This is a genomic window from Paraburkholderia bonniea (assembly GCF_009455625.1).
Classification (GTDB): Bacteria; Pseudomonadota; Gammaproteobacteria; order Burkholderiales; family Burkholderiaceae; genus Paraburkholderia; species Paraburkholderia bonniea.
The window spans coordinates 441,441-467,187 of record NZ_QPEQ01000001.1 but is presented as its reverse complement, the minus strand read 5'-3'; the positions used below and the strand labels follow the sequence as shown (position 1 = coordinate 467,187).

General features: G+C 58.3%; 21 protein-coding genes and 1 riboswitch. Of the genes, 6 read left to right on the top strand and 15 right to left on the bottom strand.

Annotation, left to right across the window (positions count from 1 at the left end; translation table 11 throughout):
* Positions 1–37: 37 nt before the first annotated feature.
* The 7 genes from GH656_RS01975 to GH656_RS01945 form a co-directional block, all read right to left on the bottom strand.
* Positions 38–1,048 (bottom strand): ABC transporter permease subunit, encoded by a 1,011-nt coding sequence (locus GH656_RS01975; protein WP_153074351.1) that lies wholly within the window; start codon positions 1,046–1,048, stop codon positions 38–40.
* Between the two features lie 175 nt (positions 1,049–1,223).
* Positions 1,224–2,849: an ABC transporter substrate-binding protein gene (locus tag GH656_RS01970; protein ID WP_153074350.1), complete on the bottom strand. Its 1,626-nt coding sequence runs from the start codon at positions 2,847–2,849 to the stop codon at positions 1,224–1,226.
* Between the two features lie 263 nt (positions 2,850–3,112).
* Complete coding sequence (gene metF, locus GH656_RS01965; RefSeq protein ID WP_153074349.1) at positions 3,113–3,955, bottom strand: methylenetetrahydrofolate reductase [NAD(P)H]; 843 nt, start codon at positions 3,953–3,955, stop codon at positions 3,113–3,115.
* 31 nt (positions 3,956–3,986) lie between these two features.
* Entirely contained in the window at positions 3,987–4,340 is a 354-nt protein-coding gene (locus GH656_RS01960) for a phage holin family protein (protein ID WP_153076513.1), read from the bottom strand.
* A gap of 126 nt (positions 4,341–4,466) precedes the next feature.
* Positions 4,467–5,888 carry an adenosylhomocysteinase gene (gene ahcY, locus GH656_RS01955; RefSeq protein ID WP_153074348.1) on the bottom strand — a complete coding sequence of 474 codons (1,422 nt, stop codon included), beginning with the start codon at positions 5,886–5,888 and terminating at the stop codon, positions 4,467–4,469.
* 29 nt (positions 5,889–5,917) lie between these two features.
* Positions 5,918–6,033: riboswitch (S-adenosyl-L-homocysteine riboswitch) on the bottom strand.
* A gap of 297 nt (positions 6,034–6,330) precedes the next feature.
* Complete coding sequence (locus tag GH656_RS01950) at positions 6,331–7,632, bottom strand: hypothetical protein (RefSeq protein ID WP_153074347.1); 1,302 nt, start codon at positions 7,630–7,632, stop codon at positions 6,331–6,333.
* Between the two features lie 285 nt (positions 7,633–7,917).
* Positions 7,918–9,639, bottom strand: a complete 1,722-nt coding sequence (locus tag GH656_RS01945) for an OmpA family protein (protein WP_153074346.1) — start codon at positions 9,637–9,639, stop codon at positions 7,918–7,920.
* Positions 9,640–10,033: 394 nt separating this feature from the next.
* On the opposite strand from GH656_RS01945, the gene GH656_RS01940 reads away from it, so the two are divergent.
* Positions 10,034–11,710, top strand: coding sequence for an isovaleryl-CoA dehydrogenase (locus GH656_RS01940; RefSeq protein ID WP_153074345.1), 1,677 nt, complete (start codon positions 10,034–10,036; stop codon positions 11,708–11,710).
* Positions 11,711–12,058: 348 nt separating this feature from the next.
* Positions 12,059–13,489, top strand: coding sequence for a coniferyl aldehyde dehydrogenase (locus GH656_RS01935; RefSeq protein ID WP_153074344.1), 1,431 nt, complete (start codon positions 12,059–12,061; stop codon positions 13,487–13,489).
* A gap of 495 nt (positions 13,490–13,984) precedes the next feature.
* Here GH656_RS01935 and GH656_RS01930 read toward each other — a convergent pair whose 3' ends face one another.
* From GH656_RS01930 to fliE, 8 genes are all read right to left on the bottom strand, one after another.
* Positions 13,985–14,299: an EscU/YscU/HrcU family type III secretion system export apparatus switch protein gene (locus GH656_RS01930; RefSeq protein ID WP_153074343.1), complete on the bottom strand. Its 315-nt coding sequence runs from the start codon at positions 14,297–14,299 to the stop codon at positions 13,985–13,987.
* Positions 14,296–15,348: a flagellar hook-length control protein FliK gene (gene fliK / locus GH656_RS01925; RefSeq protein ID WP_246184183.1), complete on the bottom strand. Its 1,053-nt coding sequence runs from the start codon at positions 15,346–15,348 to the stop codon at positions 14,296–14,298. Before fliK ends, GH656_RS01930 begins: the two co-directional genes overlap by 4 nt.
* On the bottom strand, positions 15,258–15,809 hold the full coding sequence (locus GH656_RS17995) for a hypothetical protein (RefSeq protein ID WP_246184182.1): 552 nt from the start codon (positions 15,807–15,809) through the stop codon (positions 15,258–15,260). The genes fliK and GH656_RS17995 overlap by 91 nt, the downstream gene beginning before the upstream one ends.
* A 72-nt stretch (positions 15,810–15,881) precedes the next feature.
* Entirely contained in the window at positions 15,882–16,208 is a 327-nt protein-coding gene (locus GH656_RS01920; RefSeq protein WP_153074342.1) for a flagellar protein FliT, read from the bottom strand.
* On the bottom strand, positions 16,205–16,651 hold the full coding sequence (gene fliS / locus GH656_RS01915; protein WP_153074341.1) for a flagellar export chaperone FliS: 447 nt from the start codon (positions 16,649–16,651) through the stop codon (positions 16,205–16,207). The genes GH656_RS01920 and fliS overlap by 4 nt, the downstream gene beginning before the upstream one ends.
* A gap of 229 nt (positions 16,652–16,880) precedes the next feature.
* A complete protein-coding gene (locus tag GH656_RS01910) occupies positions 16,881–18,380 on the bottom strand; it encodes a hypothetical protein (protein WP_153074340.1) in 1,500 nt (499 codons plus the stop codon).
* 7 nt (positions 18,381–18,387) lie between these two features.
* A complete protein-coding gene (locus tag GH656_RS01905) occupies positions 18,388–20,037 on the bottom strand; it encodes a hypothetical protein (RefSeq protein ID WP_153074339.1) in 1,650 nt (549 codons plus the stop codon).
* Between the two features lie 132 nt (positions 20,038–20,169).
* The gene (gene fliE, locus GH656_RS01900) at positions 20,170–20,508 is read right to left on the bottom strand and encodes a flagellar hook-basal body complex protein FliE (RefSeq protein WP_153074338.1); all 339 of its coding nucleotides are present in this window, start codon (positions 20,506–20,508) and stop codon (positions 20,170–20,172) included.
* A gap of 247 nt (positions 20,509–20,755) precedes the next feature.
* Between fliE and fliF the strand changes: the two genes are divergently transcribed.
* The 4 genes from fliF to fliI are packed head-to-tail and all read left to right on the top strand — an operon-like array spanning position 20,756 to position 25,745.
* The gene (fliF, locus tag GH656_RS01895; RefSeq protein WP_153074337.1) at positions 20,756–22,543 is read left to right on the top strand and encodes a flagellar basal-body MS-ring/collar protein FliF; all 1,788 of its coding nucleotides are present in this window, start codon (positions 20,756–20,758) and stop codon (positions 22,541–22,543) included.
* Positions 22,533–23,528, top strand: a complete 996-nt coding sequence (gene fliG / locus GH656_RS01890; protein ID WP_153074336.1) for a flagellar motor switch protein FliG — start codon at positions 22,533–22,535, stop codon at positions 23,526–23,528. The genes fliF and fliG overlap by 11 nt, the downstream gene beginning before the upstream one ends.
* Entirely contained in the window at positions 23,521–24,186 is a 666-nt protein-coding gene (gene fliH, locus GH656_RS01885) for a flagellar assembly protein FliH (RefSeq protein ID WP_153074335.1), read from the top strand. Before fliG ends, fliH begins: the two co-directional genes overlap by 8 nt.
* Positions 24,180–25,745, top strand: coding sequence for a flagellar protein export ATPase FliI (gene fliI, locus GH656_RS01880; RefSeq protein WP_153074334.1), 1,566 nt, complete (start codon positions 24,180–24,182; stop codon positions 25,743–25,745). The genes fliH and fliI overlap by 7 nt, the downstream gene beginning before the upstream one ends.
* Positions 25,746–25,747: the final 2 nt, after the last annotated feature.

The window sequence follows — 25,747 nt, the reverse complement described above, 5'->3', positions numbered from 1 at the left end:
AATCAACGGAATCAACGGAAAGAAGAGAGTCATCGGCTTACCTCGTATGCCGGATGCGTGGGTTCAGCACGCCATACAGCAAATCAACGACCAGATTCACGACGATGACCAGCGTGGCGATCATCAGAATGCCGCCCTGCACCACCGGATAATCGCGCCGGCCAATCGCGTCGATCAGCCATTTGCCGATGCCCGGCCAGGAGAACAAGGTTTCGGTCAGCACCGCGCCCGCGAGCAGCGTGCCGACTTGCAGGCCAATCACGGTCACGACGGGAATCAGCGCATTGCGCAACCCATGCACGACGATCACGCGCGCCGGAGACAAACCTTTGGCGCGCGCCGTGCGGATGTAGTCCTCGCGCAGCACTTCGAGCATGGCTGAGCGCGTCATGCGCGCCACCACCGCTAATGGAATCGTCCCCAGCACAATCGCGGGCAAGATCAGATGGCTCAGCGCCGAACGAAACGCACCTTCTTCACCAGACAGCAACGCATCAATCAGCATGAAGCCCGTGGTGTGCTCAAGATCGTATTCAACCGCGATGCGCCCGGACACCGGAGTCCAGCCCAGCTTCGCGGAAAACACCATGATGAGAATCAGCCCCCACCAGAAAATCGGCATCGAATAACCCGTGAGCGCGGTGCCCATCACGCCATGATCGACCGCCGTGCCACGCCGCAACGCGGCGAACACCCCGGCTGGCACGCCGAGCAGCAGCGCGAACAGCATCGCGCAGAGCGACAGCTCAACCGTGGCGGGAAAACGTGCGAGAAACTCTTCCATCACCGTGGTGTTGGTGATGATCGACACGCCCAGATTGCCGCGCAACGCGTGACCAACGTAATGCAGGTATTGCATCGGCAAAGGCTCGTCGAGCCCGAGGCGGCGCATCGCTTCGGCATGCATCGCCGGATCGACACCACGCTCGCCCATCATCACTTCGATAGGGTCGCCAGGAATCAGGTGAATCAGTGCAAAGGCCAGGATCGTGATGCCAATGAAGGTTGGAATCACCATGCCAATGCGGCGCAAAACGAAGCGGAACATCGCTCGCCCCTATGGTCTCAAGAGGAAAAATGCAACCGGCGACGGGAGCTTGTGACCCCGGTCGCCGGACTATTTCGCCGTGCTTTTCAGCACCGCGAAAAGAAGCGGCAAGCGCAGCATGCAGACACGGCTGCAAACCGGCTATGCGCTTTGCGTGCTGTTGCAGCTATTGCCGCTATTGCAGGCCAACACCATCAAAACGGGCATAGCCAAGCGGCTCGATGCGCATGTCAGTGACTTTTTTGCTGACCGGCTGATACACCGTGGAATGCGCGATGGGTGAGAACGGCAGTTGCTGGGCGAAGATTTGCTGCGCTTCGATATAAAACTTCGTGCGCTGCGCCTGATCGGAGGTTTCCCGGCCCTTTTGCACCAGCGTATCGAACGGCTTGTGGCACCACTTCGAGAAGTTGTTGCCATTCATCGCGTCGCAGCCCAGCAGCGTGCCCAGCCAGTTGTCCGGATCGCCGTTATCGCCGGTCCAGCCGATCAGCATGGCGTCGTCCTCGCCAGCGTGAGCCCGTTTGATGTACTCACCCCATTCATAGGTGACGATCTTCGCCCGCACACCGATCTTGGCCCAGTCGGCCTGGATCATTTCCGCCATCAGGCGGGCATTGGGGTTGTACGCGCGCTGCACCGGCATCGCCCACAGCGAGATATCAAAGCCATTCGGAAAACCGGCCTTGGCCAGCAGCGCTTTAGCTTTGGCCGGGTCGTAGCTGGCACTCTTCAGATTTTTGTCATAAGACCACTGGGTCGGCGGCATCGGATTCGTCGCGGCCTGGCCTGCGCCCTGGTAGACCGAATCAATAATGGCCTTCTTGTTGATCGCCATATCGAGCGCCTGACGCACTTCAAGCTTGTCCACCGGCTTGTGTGTCACGTTGTATGACAGATAGCCCAGGTTAAAGCCTGGCTGCGACGGCATCGCAATTTTGGCGTCCGCCTTCAACGGTGCGATATCGGCCGGACGCGGATAGCTCATCACCTGGCATTCGTCGCGTTTGAGTTTTTGCACGCGCACGCCAGGATCAGGCGTGATCGAGAAGATCAGCTTCGACAGCTTGACCGCACCTGGCTTCCAGTACTCGGGATTGCCATCGAAACGAATCGTCGCGTCCTTCGTATAGCTGCGGAAGATAAACGGCCCGGTGCCTACCGGTTTCTGGTTGATATCGGCGGCCTTGCCCGCTTTCAGTAATTGATCGGCATATTCAGCCGAAAGAATCGACGCGTATTCCATGGCCAGATTCTGGATAAACGGTGCGTTGACTTCTTTGAGCGTGAATACGACGGTATACGGATCAGTTTTTTCGACTTTGGTAATCAGCTTGTCGAGGCCCATATCGGTGAAATACGGGAACTGCACCGGATAGGCCTTGCGAAACGGCTGGTTGCTGTCCAGCATGCGCTGGAACGTGAAGATCACGTCGTCAGCGGTGAATTCGCGCGCAGGCTTGAAAAATGAGGTGGTTTGAAACTTGACGCCGTGGCGTAGATGGAAGGTGTAGGTCTTACCGTCGGCCGAAATATCCCATTTCTCTGCCAGACCGGGTTCGACCTTGGTGCCGCCGCGCTCGAACTCAACCAGGCGGTTATAGACGGTGAAAGTATTCGCGGTGAAATCAGTACTGGTTGTGTATTGCGCCGGATCAAAACCAGCAGGACTGCCTTCGGAACAATAAACCAGTGTCTTGTTGGGAATCTGCGCCTGAGCCAGGCTGACACTAAGCAACGATGCTGCAAGTGCACCCAATGCGGTGCTTCTGATGGTGCGCAACCTATTATTTTGTTTCATGTTTCCCCCTTTATTCAGACTGGCTGACGCCAGCGTAGCGCGATATTACTTGAGCTTGCTCCAGCGCAACAAGCAGACGAAATTCCGTATTGCAGACTGTCCCGGCCATCAGCGCGGCGACGCGCCAGCGTCGTGTTCTGTTTTTTCTGCCTTTGCCTGATTCAGCTTCAGATGCAGCGGTGGGCAGCCCGCCACACCGGGTGATGAGAGCGCCGATGAGTACGCCAGAGGCACGCTCACCTGGCGCTAACGCATATCGTCCATCAAGCCGCAAGCGTCACACCAAGACGCTCGCAAATCGTCCGGGTCGCCGCCGCGCCATTCAGCGTGTAGAAATGCAGACCCGGCACCCGCGCGTCGATGAGCCGCTGGCACAGGCCTGTCACCACATCAAGGCCAAACGCGCGAATCGCTTCGCGGTCGTCACCAAACCCCTCCAGCCGGCGCGCAACCCAGCGCGGCACTTCCGCGCCGCACATCTCCGAGAAACGCATCAGTTGCGAGAAATTGGTGATCGGCATGATGCCAGGCACGATCGGCACCTCGACGCCCAGCTTGCGAGCGTCATCGACAAAACGGAAGTACGCATCCGCGTTGAAAAAATACTGCGTGATAACCGAATTCGCCCCCGCCTTCACCTTGCGCACGAAGTTCTGCATGTCATCGCGGGGGGAGCGTGCCTGAGGGTGATATTCCGGATAACCAGCGACCTCGATCCAGAACCAGTCGCCAAATTCGGCACGTATAAAACTCACCAGCTCGGACGCGTAACGCAGCTCGCCCACCTCGCCCATGCCGGAGGGCAAATCACCACGCAGCGCGACGATATGCCGGATGCCATGCGTGCGGTACTCGTTGAGAATGGCGCGCAGGCTCTCTTTGGAAGAACCGATGCATGACAGGTGAGGGGCCGCCTGCAGGCCCTCTTGCGTCATTTCGACCACTGCATCGAGTGTGCCCTGTTGGGTCGAGCCACCAGCACCAAAGGTGACCGAAACAAATTTCGGCTTCAGGCGGGCAAGTTGTGCGCGCGTGGCACGCAGCTTTTCCACGCCTTCCTGGGTTTTCGGTGGGAAAAATTCGAATGAAAGTTCGATCGGATTCATGAGTCAGTGAGCCAAAAAGAAGCCGCCGGTATCAGTTCAACGTGCGGTCGCCAAGAATCAGCGCACTCAGCACCCACGAAACAAAGCTAAATAGCAGCGAGCCGAAGAACGCAGACCAGAACCCTGAGACTTCGAAACCCTTCAGCAGCGAAGCACACAGCCAGAAGCACAGCGCATTTACGACCAGAACGAAGAGCCCGAGCGTCAGCAAGGTGACCGGAAATTCCAAGGCAAACAATACCGGCCGGATCGCGGTATTAATCAGCCCCAGCACGATAGCGACAAGCACCGCGGTGCCAAAGTTGCGAATGTGGATTGACGGCACGATATGCGTGATCGCCAGCAATGCCACGGCGTTAAGCAGCCAGCCCAGCACGATAACCATTATGTAAATCCCCATGGAATGAAGGTTCGGCTTGAACCCAGAACGCCACCGTGGGCTGCGCGGACGTATCTGAAAACAGATCCCCCGCGCAGCCCACGGCTCATGTCATCGCGTAGCGCGCAACGCTTAATAACGATAGTGCTCTGGCTTGAACGGACCATTGCGGTCCACGCCGATGTAGCCAGCCTGTTCGTCGGACAGCACCGTCAGGTTCGCGCCGATGCGTGCCAGATGCAGGCGCGCCACCTTCTCGTCCAGTTGCTTAGGCAGCACATACACCTTGTTTTCGTACTGGTTGCCACGCGTGAACAACTCGATTTGCGCGAGCGTCTGGTTGGTGAACGAATTCGACATCACGAACGACGGATGGCCCGTCGCGCAACCCAGGTTCACCAGGCGGCCTTCGGCCAGCAGAATCACGCGCTTGCCATCCGGGAAGATGATGTGATCGACTTGCGGCTTGATGTTTTCCCACTCGTACTGGCGGGTCGAAGCGATGTCGATTTCGGAATCGAAGTGGCCGATGTTGCACACGATCGCGTTGTGACGCATCGCTTTCATGTGATCGTGGCCGATCACGTGGAAGTTGCCGGTGGCAGTGACGAAGATATCGGCCTTGTCCGCCGCGTATTCCATCGTCACCACGCGATAGCCTTCCATCGCTGCCTGCAGCGCGCAAATCGGGTCGATCTCCGTGACCCACACCGTCGCGCCGAGGCCCCGCAGTGATTGCGCGCAGCCCTTGCCCACATCGCCATAGCCTGCGACCACCGCGATCTTGCCCGCGATCATCACGTCAGTGGCACGTTTGATGCCATCTACCAGCGACTCGCGACAGCCATACAGATTGTCGAACTTTGATTTGGTAACCGAATCATTCACGTTGAATGCCGGGAACGGCAGACGGCCGTCTTTTTCCATCTGGTACAGACGGTGCACGCCTGTAGTGGTTTCTTCGGTGACGCCCTTGATGTGCTTCAGGCGGGTCGAATACCACACTGGGTCAGCGTCCAGATGGCGCGCGATGGATTGATACAGCGCGACTTCTTCTTCGTTGGTGGGTTTGGCCAGCACCGAGCGGTCTTTTTCAGCCTTGGCACCGAGGATCAGCAATAACGTGGCATCGCCGCCGTCATCGAGAATCATGTTGGCGAACTCGCCGTTCGGCCATTCGAAAATGCGGTGGGAGAACTCCCAGTATTCGTCCAGCGACTCGCCCTTGAAGGCAAAGACCGGTGTGCCGCTGTGCGCGATGGCGGCGGCGGCGTGATCCTGAGTCGAGAAGATGTTGCATGAGGCCCAACGCACGTCAGCGCCCAATGCCTTGAGTGTTTCGATCAGCACGCCGGTCTGGATCGTCATGTGCAACGAGCCGGCAATGCGTGCGCCTTTCAGCGGCTGTTGTGCTTTGTATTCGTCACGCACCTGCACGAGGCCCGGCATTTCGGTTTCGGCGATGTTGAGTTCTTTACGACCCCACGCAGCCAGCGCCATATCGGCAACGACGAAATCTTTTGCATCTTGAGTAGATTGAGCTACGGCGTTCATCACGCCCTCCTTTTAAATTAACCAGGAATCTGACGTGAGCGCCGTTCGAAGCGATAAGCCGGGATGCAGTGCCACACATGCCAGACCTTCCGATTGAATGCCTCCGAGCCTGGCGGGATGCCCCGTCGCAGCGCTCCTCGGAGAAAAGAGCCGCGATTGTAGCAAATCAAGGGGGGCAGTGACGGCGAGGGGGTTTGCTTAACCAGAATGTCTGGTGCTTCTGGTTAAGCGGGATTTAAAAGCTCAGATTTTTCTGGCAGCGAATCTTGGCAACCCATTGTCAACCTCTTGGCAACCATTAATCGCCGCGCCGCTTGATTGAGCTATTTATTCGCAACATATTCGAAAAATCGCTAATCAACCCATGGCGTCATGCTTTTTGCCCTTCGACTGCCGGTCACAATCAATGATTTGTGAGCGGCAGCAAAAGGCAACGTGGCGATTATGACAAACCCACGCAGACGCAGGCTGAACCCTCTAATTCTTTTTTAATTTTGCCGATTTCCTCCGGGCTAAATTTCTCCCAATTCATTTTTAACTTCTGCAATGTTTTTTTATACTCTTTAAGATCGCTTATCAAAGCTGAAAATCTCAGATACTTATGATCAAACCCAGATAAATCCAGGCTGCGCAATTGGCTCTTTTTATCAAAACAAAAAGTACCCATTCGACCATCTTGCAACTCAAGATTAACAACTTTTGGCGTATATTCAGAAATATCATTATCCATATAATTTATGTACCGCAACTTCAGCGTCGTTAATTCTTTAAAAAACTGCAAATTTTCGTGGCCCAAAAAATTGGTCATTGAACTTTCATTTTCTGGCAACAGCCCTATACCAAGCGTTTGAAGTTTTGGCCAGAATGTCGGCAAAATATTTAATACATCCCTGTTACCAAACGCACAATTTATCAAATCCAGCTCTAGAATATTTAAACACCCCAAGGCTTTCAGTTTATCCAGATCCAGTTTTTCACCCCTGGCAACATCAATTGAGCAGAGATTTAATTTCTCTAGCCTGGCGAATTTTTTTAATTTCTCGATATTCGCCCCTCTCGAATTGAGCCAGACAAGTTCATTTAATTTGGCACATTTATCAAGAACAGTAAAATTCAAAGAGAAATATCGAGCATCCGCTTCAAATGCAGACAGCGTTTCCGGCAACGACAACGTCTGCCATTCCGATTTTTCATCGCCTGGAACAAATCGTGGCAATACGATTTTCTCCAGGCCCGGGCAGCGCTTTAGCGCTGCAATTACGAGCTCCAGTTTTTGCTTGTCCTCATCACCGGATGACACCAGCTCTCGCATGTTCAGCGACTCAAGATCTCTCGGCAATAAATACATGTCGTCAACGGAAAATCCCTCCCCCGACAGCGTGATATGGCGTCTGGCACTCCAGTGAGAATTCGTATGCAGCGTTTGTAATTCTTGTGCCGAATTGATAAAAGTATCGCCATAATCTATCGCCCGGCGTTTCATCAGCTCATTAGTGCTCTTACTTACAAAGTGAAGCTGATATCGCAACTCAGGAGCCAGCGCTGCATAGTGATAAAAGAGACGTTCCTTGAGAACCGAACCTAGTTCGGGATTCAGGATAAGCTTCGTGTCACTAACCGGCTGCACATTCTGCGCGCGCGCAGCGGGCGGCTCGGCCTGCTGAATGATGGAGGATTCCTGTTCGCCCACCGGGCGATCCATTTGGGGCGATTTGTATAACGCGTCTTTTTTATCGATTTTCATTATGAAGAGCCCTAGGTGCCCCGCTTCGTTAGTTCGGGAAGTAGTTAAAATCTGGCTAAAAACACTGTAGTAACAACACGGCACAGATAGTTCCAGAATTTATAAAATCTCCTCAAACTCATTCGTCATTCATCATTTGATCTCTTAATCAAATACACTCGCCATGCCAGGCGCAACTCCAGCGCACATAAAAAAAGCCGCCCGATTAAACCTCGGGCGGCACCAAAGACCCCTACGTATAAAACTCTGTTCCGCTCGCCACACCGGCGAGCCAATTTAAATCATTTATTCAATTTCGATAAATTCAATCCGGCGATTGGCAAAGCGCCCGCTTTCCGTATCATTGCTCGCCACTGGATGTAACTGGCCATAGCCTTTGGTCCGCAATGATTCAGCTGGCACGCCCGCTTGCACCAGAAACTCCCGCACTGAAGCCGCACGTTTTTTCGATAACTGCAAATTAGCCGCCGGAACGCCAACGTTATCGGAATATCCCGACACTTCCAGCTGCACGGTTTTGCCGTCAGCCTGGCAACGTTTCAGCGCTTTGGCCGTTTCGTTCAAATCATTAATCGCTGAGACGGGAATGCGTGCAGTACCCGTCGAAAAATTAATCACCTGGAGATTCAGAGTTTTAGCAAAATCGGCTGAAGCGCATGAGCCATCCGCATTCAGTAAGGCTTTGATTTGCTGCTGAAATTGTGTGGTGGCCTGTGCCACGGCCTGATCTTCATTAAATCCGCCCACCCGGTAATCGTTACCAAACTGGGACTGCAATTGCGTCACCCAGTTACTGCCAGGCTGTAGTGCCGTGCCGCTCAGTTCAATCTCGTGTCCTTCCAGTTTGAGTTCCGCGCCGGACTGCGTCATTAAGGGCAGCAGCGCATCGAAATGGGTCAGCCAGGTGGCGGGCTTGATCGCTGGATCGACGCTTAAATCAGCGGAAAAACGTCTGCCCAGTTTCTTTTCCAGCATCTCGATCAGTGCGCTGCGCTCGCCTTCGCTGCTCAGCCGCGCAGTCAGCGTGGGTTCGCCCAATGGGCTCACCCTGAAGCTCAGATAGGTATCGCTTTGCGGGCTAAGTGTGGCGGAGGCAGGCACAGCCGATGCGGCAATCGCCGCTACGCCCGAAGCCTCGGGCGGGACGGAGGCCACTGCCTCGCTGGTGCCGTCGCTGCTGCCGTCGCCCTTGCCGTTATGGCAGCCGCGAATACACAGGAACGCCACGACCAGCGCCGCAGCCAGAAACCACCACAACCCCGTGCGCGAGCGCTTTTGCTCGCGGATCAGCGCATCCAGGGGAGCCTGGGTCCGGGCAGGCTGCACCGCTCTCACACCGCCAACCCCAACCCCTGCGGCAGTCTCGAAGGTCGCCAGCCCAGGTGGCGTGGCGCGTTCCACAGTGGGTTCGAGCTCGCTCGCCACTGTTTTCAATTGCCCGGAAATGCCCTCGGCAAACTCCATCACCGTGCCCATCCCCAATGCCGCGCTCACGGGGTCGTTAATCTGTCCGATCACGTGGGGCAACTGCTCGCTCAGCAATGCTGGCAATGCGCTCACGTCGCTGCGGGTATCGAGAAAATGACGCTTCAGCACGCCCAGCAACGTCGCGCCCAAAACTCCTGCCAGCCCGTGCGCGGGTTGCGTTGCAGCGCCGGTTTGGAGCGCCACCACGTCGCTCAGATGATCTACGCGCCGGTCCAGCACGCGCTCCAGCAAATGACGCCCGGTTTGTTCAAGCTGGTTCAGTCCTGCGGTCGTGGCAATCAGTTGCGGCAGTTGCTCGCTGATCTGCGCGTTCACCTGTGGCCCGAGCAGCGTCGTAAACAATGAGCGCGCGCCGTCGAGCGTCGCGCTTTTATTCATCAAGGCAGTCACCAAGGCGGGCAAGGTCACCGTGAAAACAGCCTGAGTTGCTTGCTGTGTCTGCCCAAGACTTTCTGATAATTGACGGACCACGCTGTCCGTCATCGTAGATCGAACCAGTTGAATCACGTTAGCGCTCATTGACTATCTTCCTTGAATGTTGCGAGCACGCCATCTGGCTTGCTCATTTTCGCGGCGCGATTATAGAGGCGTGAAAATCTCAAAAAAGATAATCGAATGAGAATGTCGGCAAATGTCGGATAAATACCAGATTATTCTCAATTACAAATAGATTAACTAAGACAAAATTGACAAATAAAATACGCAATTGCTTTTTAAATATGCAGTTGCCCAGAGGTGTTTTGATCTGCTTGCCAGAGCGCCTCCTCTATATGAAATGCGTGTCGCAACCCCTGCTGCGCCCCTATGATGCAAAGGCCGTTCAGGCTAAAAAAACGCGTGGCTTGAGCCGCGCCACGCATGAGGCATGGCGCATCGGCCCTGTCCGGCAAAACCAGAGATACGGAGACAGCCAATGGAACCCTTCGGCCCGAGTCACACTCACGACGTCACCAATCAGGTGCCGCCGCTCACGAATTACAACTTGCTGGCTAGCGACCCGGTGCTGGACGCCGCGCTGACCCGCAACGGTGCCGCCTGGCACCGGGCCGCGCTGCTGCGCGATGGCGCGGCGCTCACCACGCCAGAGGTGCTGGCGCTGGCTGATCTGGCTAACCGCCATAGCCCGGAGTTATTCACCTTTAGCCCGCGTGGCGAGCGCATTGATGCGCTGGAGTTTCATCCTGCCTGGCACACGCTGCTGGCGCTGCTTCGCCAGGAAAACCTGCATGCGCTGCCGTTTTCGCTGCCGCAGCCAGGTGCGATGAGCGCGCGTTGCGCGGGGTACTTCCTGCATGCGCAACTTGAATCTGGCTCGCTGTGTCCGTTGACCATGACCTTCGCCAGCATTCCGCTGCTGCAACGCGAACCGGCATTGTTTGAAACCTTGCGCGACAAGCTCTATAGCAGCGAGCACGATCCGCGCGACCTGCCGTTGCCACTCAAACGCTCCGCGATGATCGGCATGGGCATGACCGAGAAGCAAGGCGGCTCGGATGTGCGCAGCAACCAGACGCGCGCGTTCGCCACCCAAGGCAGTGGCCGTGGCGCGAGTTACCGGCTGGTGGGGCACAAATGGTTTTTCTCCGCGCCGCAATGTGATGCTCATCTGGTGCTGGCGCGGACCGGTGAACAAGCGGGCTTGTCGTGTTTTTATGTGCCGCGTTTCGCGCCGGACGGCAGCAAGAACACGGTGCAGGTGCAACGCCTGAAAAACAAGCTCGGGAACCGCTCGAACGCCAGCAGCGAGGTGGAATTCAATGATGCGTTCGGCATCCTGATCGGCGACGAAGGGCGTGGTGTGCCAACCATCATCGAAATGGCGAACTACACCCGGCTCGACTGTGTGATTGGCAGTGCGGCGCTGATGCGCGCGGCGCTGGTGCAGGCGATTCATCACGCGCGGCACCGCAGCGCCTTCGGCCGGACCTTGCTGACGCAGCCGCTGATGCGCAATGTGCTGGCCGATCTGGCGCTGGAAAGCGAAGCGGCGACGGTGCTGTTTATGCGCCTCGCGCGTGCTTTCGAAGACACCGCCAGCGCACCGCAGGAGCGGGCATGGCAGCGCATCGTGACGCCTGCGGCGAAGTATTGGGTCTGCAAGCGCACGCTGGAATTCACCGGCGAGGCGATGGAAGTTTGGGGGGGGAATGGCTATGTCGAAGAGGGGCCGATGGCGCGCTTTTATCGTGAAGCGCCGGTCAATTCGATCTGGGAGGGCTCGGGCAATGTGATGTGCCTGGACGTGCTGCGCGCGATTGAACGCGAGCCGGAAGCCGCCCAGGCGCTGCTGGCGTCGTGGCACACGCTCGCGCAAGGCGAGCCCGGATTGCAGGCGGCGCTGGCGCGGCTCACGACGGCGCTGGCAGCCGATGCGGTGACACGTGAAGCGTCGGCACGCCGGATTGCGCAGCAAATCGCGCTGTTGGCACAAGCGACATTGCTGCTGCAGCACGCTCCTGCTGATGTCGCGGATGCGTTCATTGCAACGCGGCTGGCCGACGGTTGTGGCGAGAGTGGCCGGGTGTACGGCACGCTGCCCGCTCACGTCGATCACGCGGCGCTGGTCGAGCGGGCTTTTTTGATGGGCTGAATGAGGAGCTAACGGCGCGGGTTGGGATGGTGTGAGCTTGTGTTGCTTGCTGGTTTGCTGCATCGCTGCTTCGTCACACCGTCCTGTTTCGCCGTTTCGCCGTTTCGCCGTTTCGCCGTTTCGCCGTTTCGCCGTTTTGCCGTTTTGCCGTTTTGCCGTTTCGCCGTTTCGCCGTTTTGCCGTTTTGCCGTTTTGCCGTTTTGCCGTTTTGCCGTTTTGCCGTTTTGCCGTTTTGCCGTTTTGCCGTTTTGCCGTTTCGCCACACCGCCACACCGCCACACCGCTACATCGCTACACGGCCACACCACCAACCACCGCCCCCCCCGGCCAACTGCACAGGAAGCGTCCATGACTCCCGCAGCACCCAACCGACCGGTCACGCTCGAAACGCTCGATGCGTTGCTCCAGCACCAGCGCAGCGCAGCGCTCGCTACGCCGTTTCCGTCATGGCAAGAGCGCGCGGGACATCTCAGCGCGCTGCGCGCGATGCTGCTGAAGCACCGCGATGCGCTGGCGGCGACGCTGCATGCCGACTTCGGCAATCGCGCGCCAGAAGAAATCCTGCTAGCTGAATTCCTGCTGCTAAAGGAAGAGATTGATCGCGTGCTGCGGCTAGGCAAGCGCTGGATGAAGCCACAGCGGCGGCGCACCAGCAAGTGGCTGCGGCCCGCCAGGGCGCAGGTCGTGCCGCAGCCGCTGGGCGTCATCGGCATCATCGTGCCGTGGAATTACCCCGTGCTGCTGGCCGCGAGCCCGCTCATCAGCGCGCTCGCGGCCGGTAATCGGGCGCTCATCAAAATGCCAGAACTGACGCCGCGCACGTCGGCGTTATTTGCCAGCCTGATCGCGCAAACTTTCGCCGCTGATCACGTGGCCGTGGTCAACGGTGATGCTGCCGTGGCGGCGGCGTTTAGCGCGCTGCCATTCGATCATCTGCTGTTCACGGGATCGACCCGGGTGGGCCGTGAAGTGATGCGCGCCGCGGCGCAGCATCTGACGCCGCTGACGCTTGAGCTGGGTGGCAAGTCGCCCGTCATCATCGGACCCGGGGCGCGCTTCAACTACGCCGTGGACAGCTTGCTGGCGGGCAAGACGCTGAACGCTGGGCAAACTTGTGTCGCGCCCGATTACGTGCTGCTGCCTCGTGGGACTGAGGCGGCGTTCATCGCCCGCGCGCGCCAGCGTTTCGCGCAGATGTACCCCGGCTTCGCGCAGAACCCGGATTACACCTCGCTAATCGCGCCTCGGCATTTCGCTCGCCTGCAGCAACTGGCTGATGAAGCAGTCGCTGCGGGTGCGCAATTGCATCCGCTGGACCCAGCGGCGGCTGATCCGCTGACGCGCCGCTTTACACCTTGTGTGGTGACGGGTGCGCCTGAAAGCACGGCGTTGATGCAGGAGGAAATTTTTGGGCCGTTGCTGCCGCTGGTGCCGTATGACACGCTCGATGACGCGCTCGCCTGGATCAATGCGCGCCCTCGGCCGCTGGCGTTGTACCTGTATGACGATGATGCCGCGACGATCGCCCGGGTCACGCATGAAACCGTCGCGGGCGGGATGGCAATCAACGAAACCCTGATGCACCTGGCGTGCGAGAGCTTGCCGTTTGGCGGTGCCGGTGCCAGCGGCATGGGGGCTTATCACGGCTATGAAGGTTTCGTGCGCTTCTCGCAGATGAAGCCCGTGTTGACGCAGGCGCGCTGGAATGGCCGCTGGTTGATCGCCCCGCCTTATGGCAAAAGGGTTCGGGCGTTGTTGCGGTTTATGTTGCGGTTTTAGTGAGGGATGCTGGGGGATGAATTTGCAGTGAATGGGGTGCGGTGGGGCGCAGATCAGTGACTCAGCGCTGCGGATAGCGGGAGTCAAGCGCGCCATTGCCGCCCACTGTGATGGATGTGGCGCGCCGGTCAGCGGCCTCAGTTGTTCCAGCTTTAGCCATCGTGCCGATACGCCAAACGCATCAGATACGCCACACGAAACGACCAGACAACTCAATGTGTTCACTCAGCCAGTCAACGCTATGAATAACGTGAGCCAAGCGCGCCATTCCCAGCCGCCGCTGTAGACCCAGACCCAGCGCGCCAGCCAACAGCCTCAGTCGTCCCAGCTTTAGCCATCTCGTGCCGATACGCCAAACGCATCAGATACGCCACACGAAACGACCAGACAACTCAATGCGTTCGTTCAGCCAGTCAACGCTATGAATAACGTGAGCCAAGCGCGCCATTCCCAGCCGCCGCTGTAGACCCAGATCCAGTGCGCCGGCCAACAGCCTCAGCCCCGGCCGCTCGTACCCGCCACCCCACGTGCATCAGCCAGATCCGGTTCATGCTCCAGCCGGTGCAGCCACGCCAGCAGCTCCGCCACCGCCTGATACAGCTGCGGTGGAATCTGCTCATCCAGATCAACTTGCATCAAGAGCGACACCATCTCCGGCGCTTCATGCACGTAAAGACCAGCCTCTTTCGCGCGCTGCACGATCATCTCCGCGACCATGCCGTAGCCCTTCGCCACCACACGCGGCGCGGCGTCCGGGGTGCGGCTGTCGTACTTCAGCGCGCTCGCGCTTTTGCGGCGTGCGCGGCTCATGGGAAATCCCAATCAGCCGCGTCAGCACCATGCCGGAAGCCACCGCCACCGCTAGCGCTAGATGCCGCTGACGTAGCTGCCGCACTTTGCGCATAAGCACTCGTTGCCGCCTGGGCCTGAGCCGCATGAGCGCCGTTAGCCCACAGCCCGGCCTCATCCGCCACCGCGCGAATCAACAAGCCGTTCAGCTCGATACCCGCAGCCGCGAGGCGCTGACCGAACTGCTCGCCCTGCTGCACCAGACGCGCTGCGCCCGTGGTGCTGGCCTGGAGCCGTACCGCCAGTCGCACGCCGGTCAATGTCAACTCGGCATCCACCGTGCCCAGCACCGGTAGCGACAGCGTGACCCGGGTGCGCCAGACACGCTCGCTCGTAGCGGCCGGGGCCTCGGTGGCCGTGCCTCGGCGGCGGCGCTCGGCGTCATCGTGTTCGATGGTCCAGTCGAGTTTCGCGCCAGGCCACGCTTCGCCATTCCAGCGAAATTGCCCAGTAGCGAGTAAATCGAGTTGCTGCCGCACCAGCGGCGCTGTCGCCGGATGAATCACGGGCAGCACGCCCGCCTCGGTATCGCCTGCTTCGGCTGAAAGCGCGCCAAGGGTGTCGGCGGGGGCGTGATAGAGGCGGCGGGTGGCAACTTCTGGTGTGGTAGCGGTGGCAAAACCAGCGAGGCGCTCCGCCATCGCCTGGCTCGCTGCGGCCAGCCGTGATGACAAGGCCTGCGCTAACGGCGCGGCGGTTTCACTGGATGACGTTGCCGCCAGATGGGCTGCGCCTGACGCATTCGCGCCAGCTTCCTTGCCGCTTGCAGCCCAGCGCGGGCTGAATCCTGACGGCTCAGCGGGGCCATCAGCAAACGCATCGGTGCCGGACGGCCGCGCTGACGGCATAGGTAACGGTAGGGGTAATGGCCATGGCGATACCGACACCAGACGGTTCTGCGGTTCGGCTAGCAACGCGCTCAGCGGCCGCTGCCCCGCGAGCCATTGCGCAAGATGCGCTTCGTAAAACAAACCGCTTTGCGCCACGGTCTGGCGCAAAGCCTGAACCATTTGCGTGACGGCAGGAGCGCTGCCAGCTGAGCGGGCCGCTGCTGCGGCTGCTTGAGCGGTAGTTGCTTGAGTGGCTGCTGCTTGAGTAGTAGCTGCGGGAGTGGCCGTGGCATTACCGCCTGAGAAGCCAGCCACGCCAGGCTGCGCCGGCAGCTCGCCTGGCATGCCAGATATGCCAGGCCACAGCGGTGTCTGGCCCAGCACCGCCGGAGTAGCCGCGCCCCCGAACGCACGATCGCGTTCAGCGTCAAGGCCATCGCTGACAGCGCGGTTTTCGCCGATGCAGGCGGCGTGCCTGGTGGTGTGGAAGCCGCGCCCGGGCGGAAGGCTTCGGCCTGGGTTTCGGCCTGATGGGTGGCCACGCCCCTTTGCGACGCAGCGGTACTCCCCGGCCCGACCGACAGCAGGCTATCGACCCGGTTCACCAGCAACGCAGCCAGATCCGAGTCGATACGGCTCATAGGTTGCCCCTAGCCATCATGCGCAATCCGCGAAATACCCTGCCCCGGGCGCAGCCAGGGCATACGCGAGTCTTAATGCGCGCCATAAAACGATTTCAGCGCATGCGTCGAACGTCCTGAGAACAACGCTGAGAGCCGCGCCATTCCAGGGTTGAGCAGGTCACGGATCGCCGCGTCATCCGCCAGAATCTGGCGAATCAGGCCGTACTTGCGCGCCCGGCCAGCGTCGTCGAGGGTCACTCCCGCCTCCACGCCATCGAGCCGTTCAATCAGTACGCGGAACTCGTCCTGCAACTGTTCGAGATCGCTCCAGTGCGCGCGCCGCGCCGCACTCAGCATCCGGCCAGACATCGCGGCAATCGCTTCGTAGCGTGCGAAATAGTCTGGGTTCGGTGTCATTTCGCTGTTTCCACCGTTTGCTGTGCCGCCTGTTGTGCCGCCATGCGCGCGACTTCCGGAGCGATCCCCACCCAGGCTTCTTCGAGCGTGGCCAGCAGGCCATCGACTTCAAGCATCATCGCCTCGCTTTGTTGAATACTGGCTTCCAGCAAACGTCGCGTCATGTAGCTATACAACCCGTCGAGCCGTGCCGCGATGTCGCCGCCCGCTTCGAGGTTAAGCGCTTGTTGCAAGCCATTTTCGATAATCATGATGGCCTTGCTGATGGCCGCGCCGCGTTCAGCGACACGGCCGTTCTGCAGATGCATCCGGCCAAGCGCAATGGCCTGGCGCGCGCCCTGATACAGCATCACGATCAGACGATGCGGGCTCGCGCCCATCACCCCAGTCTGGAGGCCAACCTTGGCGTAGGCATTAGCGGCGGCGTTGCCTGGCGAAAACATCGGTACTCCTCCTGTGTGATGCGGCTGTCCTGGCTGGACTATCGAATTTGTGGCGCGAACTGGGCAGATTAAGCGCCATGCGCCAGCGCTATTCTGGTTATCGGAAGCAGCAAGCAAAGCTTTAGGGTTGCCGTCCTCATAACGGTAGGTATTACCGCTTGATTCACGCTAATTCACGCTGATGCTCAATGCCGGGCTTGGCCCGTGTGCGTTTCCTTTTCGTTTGCATTTAAGCGCCGCCCCATGCCGTCGATATCAGCAGCTCGGAGCCGTCCCGGCCGGTCACGAGCAGGTTCAGCGGTGACAGCAGCGCGGCATAGGGCGTCATTTCTGGCCGTAACACCAGCAGCTCAGCAGCAGGCACCGGATAACTGGATTGCACGGCGGGCAGTTCTGCCAGCACCTGGTTCAGGCCTTCATCAAGCAAGCGGCGGTCATCGACAACGCTTAATGCGTCACGCTCTCCGCCTATTGCCAGTGAATCTTTTTTGGCCTTCCAGCCATGTTTCATCATGGCTGAGAGCTTATCTTTCTCACTGAAAATATTATCCAGCCGCAATATCTTAATTGCCTCGTGCTTTAGCCCAAGATTAATAAAGGGAGCATAATCTTCGCGCCGCGCCAGCACTTCCAGCGCTTTCACCTTGCAAAACACCTCATCATCCAGTTTTTCCGAAAAAGACTGATAAACGTCCATTTTCAAAATTTCTATCGCTGAATTTTTAATCTGGCTGACCAGCGCCTCAACTATGCCGGAATGGTGATACCAGTTAGGCGCAACCCTGATCTGGAGCTGCTTGAGATTTTTAAACGCGGGCCTGAAATCATAGTTCCAGAGTCGATTTTCAATATTTTCAGGGAACAGTTGCAGCGTTAAATTCTCTACCGATGTCATTTTAGCCAGCGCATGGCTGAGCCCTTGAATACAGTCAATCCGGCCTAAATAACTTTGCAGCACCAGATTAATGCTCCGAATCGACTTGTTATTCGGCAGTGCCGCAATCATTTCCGCATCGCCGTGCCGGTTATCGCCATCCAGTTCAATGCTGCTAATGCGTTCAGAGGTCAAAAATTTATAACTTCTCGCGCAATGTTTATTGTTGAGATGAAAGCTATATTTAAGCTCAATTGAAATGTATTCCGTGTTGCTGCCTGCATAGAGATTTAATTCAGCGCCCATGCTGCCGATATCGCCCTCAAGTACTAATTTACCTTTAACGGCTGCGCCATCCTGCGGCTGTGAGAAATAAAGCTGATTCAGGTCAGCCGTGCTTAAACCGGCATCCAGCCAGTCTGCCAGCTTGAGATGAACATTATGCTCAGACCGGTTTAAAATTTTCAGCATATCCAGCAGATTTTCTGCGGTTAACGTCTGGCCGCTGCACAAAATCCCCCTTGCCAGTTGCGCCAGATGCTTTTTATCAATATACGCAGAAAATTGTTTATTGCACCCCGCCTTGGCAAGCCATGTATCCGTTTGCAGAAATTTGTCGGCTTTTGCTTTGAGTACTTCATCCGGTATTTGAATCGCCCTGCCGGAAAATAGCCCCGACAGGTTCAATCTCCGCCCAGGCAAACTCAATCTCCGCGCAGGCGGCGCACTCGATACGACTTTTTTCTCATCTCTCACAATGAAAATGCCACGATTTCCCGGCACTTCAGGCAAGGAACCCGACGACTTTAAACCCACCTGCACAGTCTTATTTTTCATCGGGGCGGCATTATCCATGTGTGAGTTAAATCGTCGCTTGAATCGGCCTTGTCAGATGCCGGCTTTTCCATGCCGTAGTGATAATCAAAACAGGCCCATTTTCACGCGTCAGAACGATATTTCTATTAGAAAGCACGGCTTCCAGCGATTTCGGAACAGGCCATTTTTTCATCACTTCATCAGCACTCATGCTCGTCCTGTCACTGGCCGGTGCCAGACTGGCAAGCGCATCATTAAACCTGCCCTCGCGCCAGATTTTCCTGCGCCCTCTCGGGGCTTTATCAAACAGGCCAGCGTTCACCTCCGCAGATAACGCTTCTTCGCCCACTCCCGCAAAATTCGGCGCAGCCGTATTTTCTTCGCCTTCAATATAAATATTGTCTATCCGTAAAACTCTGATGCTCTGGCACTTTAGCGCCGGCTTCATAAAATAAAGATAATCGGTATGGCGTGATGTCACTTCCAGATATTCCACCTTGGACAATGCCGCCCCATCGAATTTTTCCGGCAAAGATTGATGCGTATTAATTTTGAGCATCATGATGGCTGAGTTCTGAATCTGCTCAAGCATCGTTCCAAGCATACTGGAGCTGTCACTGCCTCCGTCGCCAAGCTTGATGTACAGCTCTTTTAAAGCCACGAAAGCAGGCCGGAAATTATAGCGCCATTCCAGATCTTCAAATTTCCCCACCCGGAAATTTAAAATTAATTTTTCCAATGCTTTCATTTTGGACAACGCGCTACTAACCTTCTCGATATCTCCAGCACCTGCGGCAAAAGAAAAATTTAAATCGACCTCTGTAATTGCTGTCGCATTTTTACCAAGCGCCTCGAAAAACTCGAAATTGCGGTGCGATTTATCGACTTCATGCTCCACTTTTTTCAGATTCCGCAATTTTAACAATTCATAATTGCGCACCACTTCATTTTTATCATCAATTTTATTTTTAATAAAAATCGAATCAAATTTATTTTCCTTAAACATGCAATGATTAGACTCATTCACAAAAAGTCCAATATCACCCTCAATAATCAAAATTCCAGAAGCAACCCCACTTCCCGGATGGGTCAAAAAAATCTGGACGAAATCTTTCGCGGTCAAACCCGATTTAAACCATTTCGTCAAATTCACCTTGATTTTGGGGTAATCCGCAATAATTTTATCCAGATTCTGATACCAGACCAGCCTGAATGACTCATTTTTATTAAGCAGCATCTCTGGATACCCAGCCCGGTCGAGCGAGGCTTTATCCAGCTCCGGAATATTATTTTTGCTCCGCATTTTATTCTTTCGCGCAGCAGCCACATTTATCCTTTTTTCTTCAGATAAATCGCTCACTATCTCAATGCGCTCGCCGGAGAAAAGTCCCGATGGCTCTAGCTCAGAACGAGCTGGAATTCTGAGCGAGTTAACGTTCGGCGCGAATGCGACTTTTTTTCCGCTTTTCGGCATTACTGCCGCAGCATCATTACTCAACGCTGACGGCTCTTCCGATAAACCATTTTTTAGCAATGCGATTTGCGGATCAACTAGCAAAATATCCGGCAAGCTATAGCTTTCGATCAGCTTCGAAGCAGTCGGCGTCAATCCAGCATTCGGATTTAAACCACCGCTTGAATCAACATTCAAACCAGGTGAAATCCTCCCGGAATTCAGTGAAACTTTATTACCCATCAAAATAAATATCCAGTGTGATTAGAGATGTAAATACGAACCTCTTAAGTAACCACACTGGCCCCAAACGTTCCATCGCCGAAGGCAAACCCGCTGGCCTAAAACCCGGCAGATGCCGGGACAGGCACTGATTCAAACGCTCATTTGCATCATTTCGTTGTAAGCGGAAACCAGCTTGTTTCTGACCTGCAAGCCAAACTGGAAGCCAATCCCGGCTTTTTGCATATCCACCATCACGTCATTCAGCGACACATTCGGCGCACCCAGTTCAAAGGCTTTAGCCTGGCTGGTCGCCGCTTGCTGGTCGCCGCTGATTTTCTCCAGCGAGGCCTTCAGCATCGAGGCGAAGCCGCTTGACTCTGCCGCACCGGATGCGCCATCCCGCGCCGCGCCCGCACCACCGGCCGCCTCTGCCGCCATTGAGCGGATTTGCGCCAGGCCAGATGAAAGGGCGTCAATGGGTACGGTCATGGTCTCTCCTGGGATCTCGGTCAAAAACGGCTGGGCATAGCCGCCAGCCGCAGAAAGCATAACAACGCGGCACACCTCAAAGCCCCGAAAGTAGAGGGAAAACCGGCTTCTGTTCGACTGATCGGCGCGGCCGTGGCTGCGGATAATCGCCAGCGTGGCAGCCTGCGCCGATGTGTGCCGCCTCTCGCACCATCCGCTCAGTGCTTAGCCGCCGCCGTACCCAAGGTATTCCAGAGAGACCCGCCGCATGGATTCATCCGCTAACCCGCTTGTCACCCCCGAGGCCCGCATGGGCCTCACCAATCCGTCTGGCGGCAACGCAGCGGACATGGGGGCCGCCTCCGGCGCTGGTTTCGCGGGTGGTTTCTCGCAGCGCCTGTCGTCGCTCACGCCGATGCGCGGCAATCCGCGCACGCCGCTGATCCTGGCGGCGGCGTTCTGCGTCGCGGTGCTCGTGGCGCTCGTGCTGTGGTCGCGCGCACCCGATTACCGCGTGCTGTACAGCAACGTGTCGGATGCCGATGGCGGAGCCATCGTTGCCGCGCTACAGCAGGCCAATTTGCCGTACAAATTCAGCGATGCGGGTGGCGCGATCCTGGTGCCTGCCGATCAAGTGCATGAAATGCGTCTGCGTCTCGCCGCTCAAGGCTTGCCCAAAAACGGCTCGGTCGGCTTCGAGTTGATGGATAACCAGAAATTCGGCATCAGCCAGTTTGCCGAGCAGATTAATTACCAGCGCTCACTCGAAGGCGAACTGAGCCGCACGATCGAATCCATTTCCACGGTGCGTTCCGCGCGGGTTCATCTGGCGCTGCCCAAGCCATCGGTGTTCGTGCGTGAGCGTGAAGCGCCATCGGCTTCGGTGATGGTCAACCTGTATCCGGGCCGCACGCTTGATGAGGGCCAGGTGGTGGCGATCACGCACATGGTGTCGGCGGCCGTGGCGAATATGCCGGTGCGCAACGTGACCATCGTCGATCAGGATGGCAACCTGCTGACCCAGGCGGCCAGCCCGAATGGGCTCGATGCCAGCCAGCTGAAATACGTGCAGCAAATCGAGCGCAATACCCAGCAGCGCATCGACGCGATCCTCGCGCCGTTGTTCGGCGCGGGCAATGCGCGCTCGCAAGTCAGCGCCGACATCGACTTTTCCCGCCTCGAACAAACCGCCGAAACCTACGCGCCCAACGGCAACCAGCAACAGGCGGCAGTGCGCAGCCTGCAATCGAGCAATGCCACGGAGCAAGGCCGGAGCTCCGCTTCGGGCGTGCCGGGCGCGCTGTCGAACCAGCCACCGCAACCCGCTTCAGCGCCCATCGACGCGGCCAGCGGCGCGAGCCCCAACACGCCGCCACTGGTGCCGATCAGCGAGCGCAAAGACTCCACCACCAATTACGAACTCGATAAAACCGTGCGCCATATCGAGCAACCGATGGGTGGCATCAAACGGCTGTCGGCGGCCGTGGTGGTGAATTTTCAGCGCCATGTGGATGCCAAGGGCCACGCGACGCTCCAGCCGCTTAGCGCCGACAAGCTGGCGCAAATCCAGCAGCTGGTGAAAGACGCGATGGGCTACGACGCCAAGCGCGGCGATTCGGTGAACGTGGTGAACAGCGCCTTCAGCGCTGAAGTGGATAACAGCGTCGAGCTGCCATGGTGGCGTCAGCCTGACGTGCTCGGGCTGGCACGCCAGATAGCGACTTACGCCGGGATCGGAGCAGTCGCACTGTTCCTCTACCTGGCCGTGCTCAAACCTGCGTTGCGCCGGGCCTTCCCGGCCCCGGTGCCAAGCGCCGCGTTGCCGTCACCGGACGACGCGCTACAACTGGACGGCCTGCCGCCCAAACCCCCGGCGCTCGCCGGAGCGGGCGGCACCGGTGCAGGCGACGACGATGGCATCAACACCTCGTTGCTGTCGTTCGAGAGCGAGAAGCTCAAGTTCGAGCGGAACCTGGAATACGCCCGCACTATCGCCCGTCAAGATCCGAAGATCGTAGCCACTGTCGTCAAGAACTGGGTGTCCGATGAACGCTGAAGGCGTAATGAAGAGTGCACTCCTGCTGATGTCGATCGGCGAGGAAGAGGCTGCCCAGGTGTTTCGTTTTCTTGGGCCGCGTGAAGTGCAGAAAATCGGCGTGGCCATGGCGGCGCTGAAGAATGTCACGCGCGAGCAGGTGGACAGCGTGCTGCACGAGTTCGTCAAGGAAGCGGAGCAGCACACGGCGTTGTCGCTCGATTCCAGCGATTACATCCGCACCGTGCTGACCAAGGCGCTAGGCGAAGACAAAGCCGGGGCCGTGATTGACCGCATCTTGCAAGGCAGCGACACCAGCGGCATCGAAGGGCTGAAGTGGATGGATTCGGCGGCGGTGTCGGAGCTCATCAAGAACGAGCATCCGCAGATCATCGCCACCATCCTCGTGCACCTGGACCGCGATCAAGCCTCTGAGATCGCCGCCTGCCTCACCGAGCGCCTGCGCAACGACGTGCTGCTACGCATCGCCACGCTCGACGGGATTCAGCCCGCCGCCCTGCGCGAACTCGACGACGTGCTGACCGGCTTGCTATCCGGCAGCGACAACCTCAAGCGCAGCCCGATGGGCGGCATCCGCACTGCCGCCGAAATTCTCAACTTCATGCCTGGCAATCACGAAGAAAGCGTGCTGGAAAACGTGCGGCAGTACGACGCCGACCTGGCGCAAAAAATCATCGACCAGATGTTCGTGTTCGAAAACCTGCTGGACATCGAAGATCGCGGCATTCAGTTGCTGCTGAAGGAAGTCGATTCGGAAGCGTTGATCGTCGCGCTGAAGGGCGCGCCCGCTGCGCTGCGGCAAAAGTTTCTGTCGAACATGTCGCAACGCGCCGCCGAACTGCTCGCGGAAGATCTCGATACGCGCGGCCCGGTGCGGGTGGCAGACGTCGAAGCGCAACAGCGGGTCATCGTGCAAATCGCCCGCGACTTGGCGGAAAGCGGCCAGATCGTGATCGGCGGCAAGGCCGAGGACGCTTATGTCTGAACGTGCCCCCACCAGCGGTGCTGGCCTGACGGCGTATCAGCGCTGGGAGATGGCGTCATTCGATCCCGCGCCGCCGGTGGTGGAAGATCCGCTGGTGTTCGAACGGGAATTGCAGCGGCTGCGCGATCAGGCCCATACACAAGGCGTCGCAGCAGGGCATGTGGCGGGCCAGGCGCAGGGCTATCAGGCCGGCTTCGAGCAAGGCCAGGCCCAGGGCTATGAACAAGGCATGGCTGCAGCGCGCGCAGAAGCCGCGCAACTGACGGCGCTAGCGCAGACGTTTAACGACGCCCTCGGTCACTTGCAGAACGAGGTGGCACAGACACTCTGCGCACTGGCGCTCGATATCGCCCAGCAAGTGGTGCGCCAGCACGTGCAGCACGATCCCACCGCGCTGCTGGCGGCGGCACGCGAAGTGCTCGCGGCTGAGCCTGCATTGAGCGGCGCACCGCATCTGGTGGTCAATCCCGCAGAGCTGCCGGTGATCGAATCGTATTTGCTCGGCGAGCTGCAAACGCGCGGCTGGAGCGTGCGCACCGACCCCACGGTAGAGCGCGGCGGCTGCCGCGCCAGCGCCACCAGCGGCGAAGTGGATGCGGGCATTGGCACGCGCTGGGAGCGCGTCGCGGCCGCTCTGGGAAAACTCAGCACATGGTGACGCTCGAAGAAATCTACGCCAGCGATCTCACGCCACTCGAACGGGAACTGGCGCTGGCGTCATTCGGCATGACTAACTTGGCTGGTTCGGCTAACGCAGCCGAGGTGCCTGATGCATTCGATGCATCAGGCACCTTCACCCCGCCCAGCGCATTCGCCACCACACCCGCCGCCACCGCGCCCAATCGCCATACCGAAGCCTGGTGCGCGCAGCTTGACGCGTTGCGCCAGCGCAGCGCCATCGCCCGTCCGTTGCGCGCCTGCGGCCGCCTGACGCGTGCGGCGGGGCTGGTGCTCGAAGCGGTCGGCTTGCGCCTGGCAGTTGGCGTGGAAGTCGTAATCGAGTTGCCCCCAGGCGGCACCCGCGCCACAGCCGAAGCTGAAGTCGTGGGCTTTGCTGGGGATCGTCTGTTTTTAATGCCGACGACCGAAGTCGCCGGTCTGCTGCCAGGAGCCCGCGTCTGGCCGCGTGAAAACGCGCCCGTCGCAGATCCCAACGCCGGGGCCAAGCGCCTGCCGGTTGGCTGGGGCTTGCTCGGGCGCGTGCTGGATGCGTCCGGGCGGCCGCTCGACGGCCTCGGCGCGCTGGCCACTGATCTCGACGCGCCACTCAGCGCGCCCTCCATCAATCCACTGCACCGTGAGCCGATCCATCAAGTGCTGGACGTCGGCGTGCGCGCAATCAACGCCTTACTGACCGTTGGCCGGGGCCAGCGCATGGGTTTGTTCGCAGGTTCGGGGGTCGGCAAATCGGTGTTGCTTGGCACCATGGCGCGCTACACCAGCGCCGAAGTCATCGTGATTGGCCTGATTGGCGAGCGGGGCCGCGAGGTCAAGGAATTCATCGAACAGATTCTCGGTGCCGAAGGGCTCGCGCGCTCCGTGGTGGTGGCTGCGCCAGCCGACGTGTCGCCGTTGCTGCGGATGCAGGGCGCGGCCTACGCGACCTCGTTAGCGGAGTATTTCCGCGACCAGGGCAAACATGTGCTGCTGCTGATGGATTCGCTCACGCGCTATGCGATGGCACAGCGCGAAATCGCCCTCGCGGTAGGTGAGCCGCCCGCGACCAAAGGCTATCCGCCATCGGTCTTCGCCCGTCTGCCCGCGCTGGTGGAACGCACGGGCAATGGCTGCGCTGGGGGCGGCTCAATCACCGCGTTTTATACGGTGCTGACCGAAGGCGATGACCAGCAAGATCCGATTGCCGATGCGGCCCGCGCGATCCTCGACGGGCATATCGTGCTGTCGCGCGCATTGGCCGAAGCGGGCCACTACCCGGCCATCGACATCGAAGCGTCGATCAGCCGGGCCATGACTGCACTGATCGACGACGCGCATCTTGAGCGGACCCGGATGTTCAAGCAGATGCTGTCGCGCTACCAGCGCAACCGCGACCTGATCAACGTCGGTGCTTACGCCAGCGGACGCGATGCGTTGCTGGACCGCGCCATCGCGCTCTACCCCCGGATCGAGGCGTTTTTGCAGCAAGGTTTCCGTGAAAGTGCCGGGTTCGACGCCAGCCTCGCCGCACTCGATGCGCTGTTCACACCAGGAGGCTGACG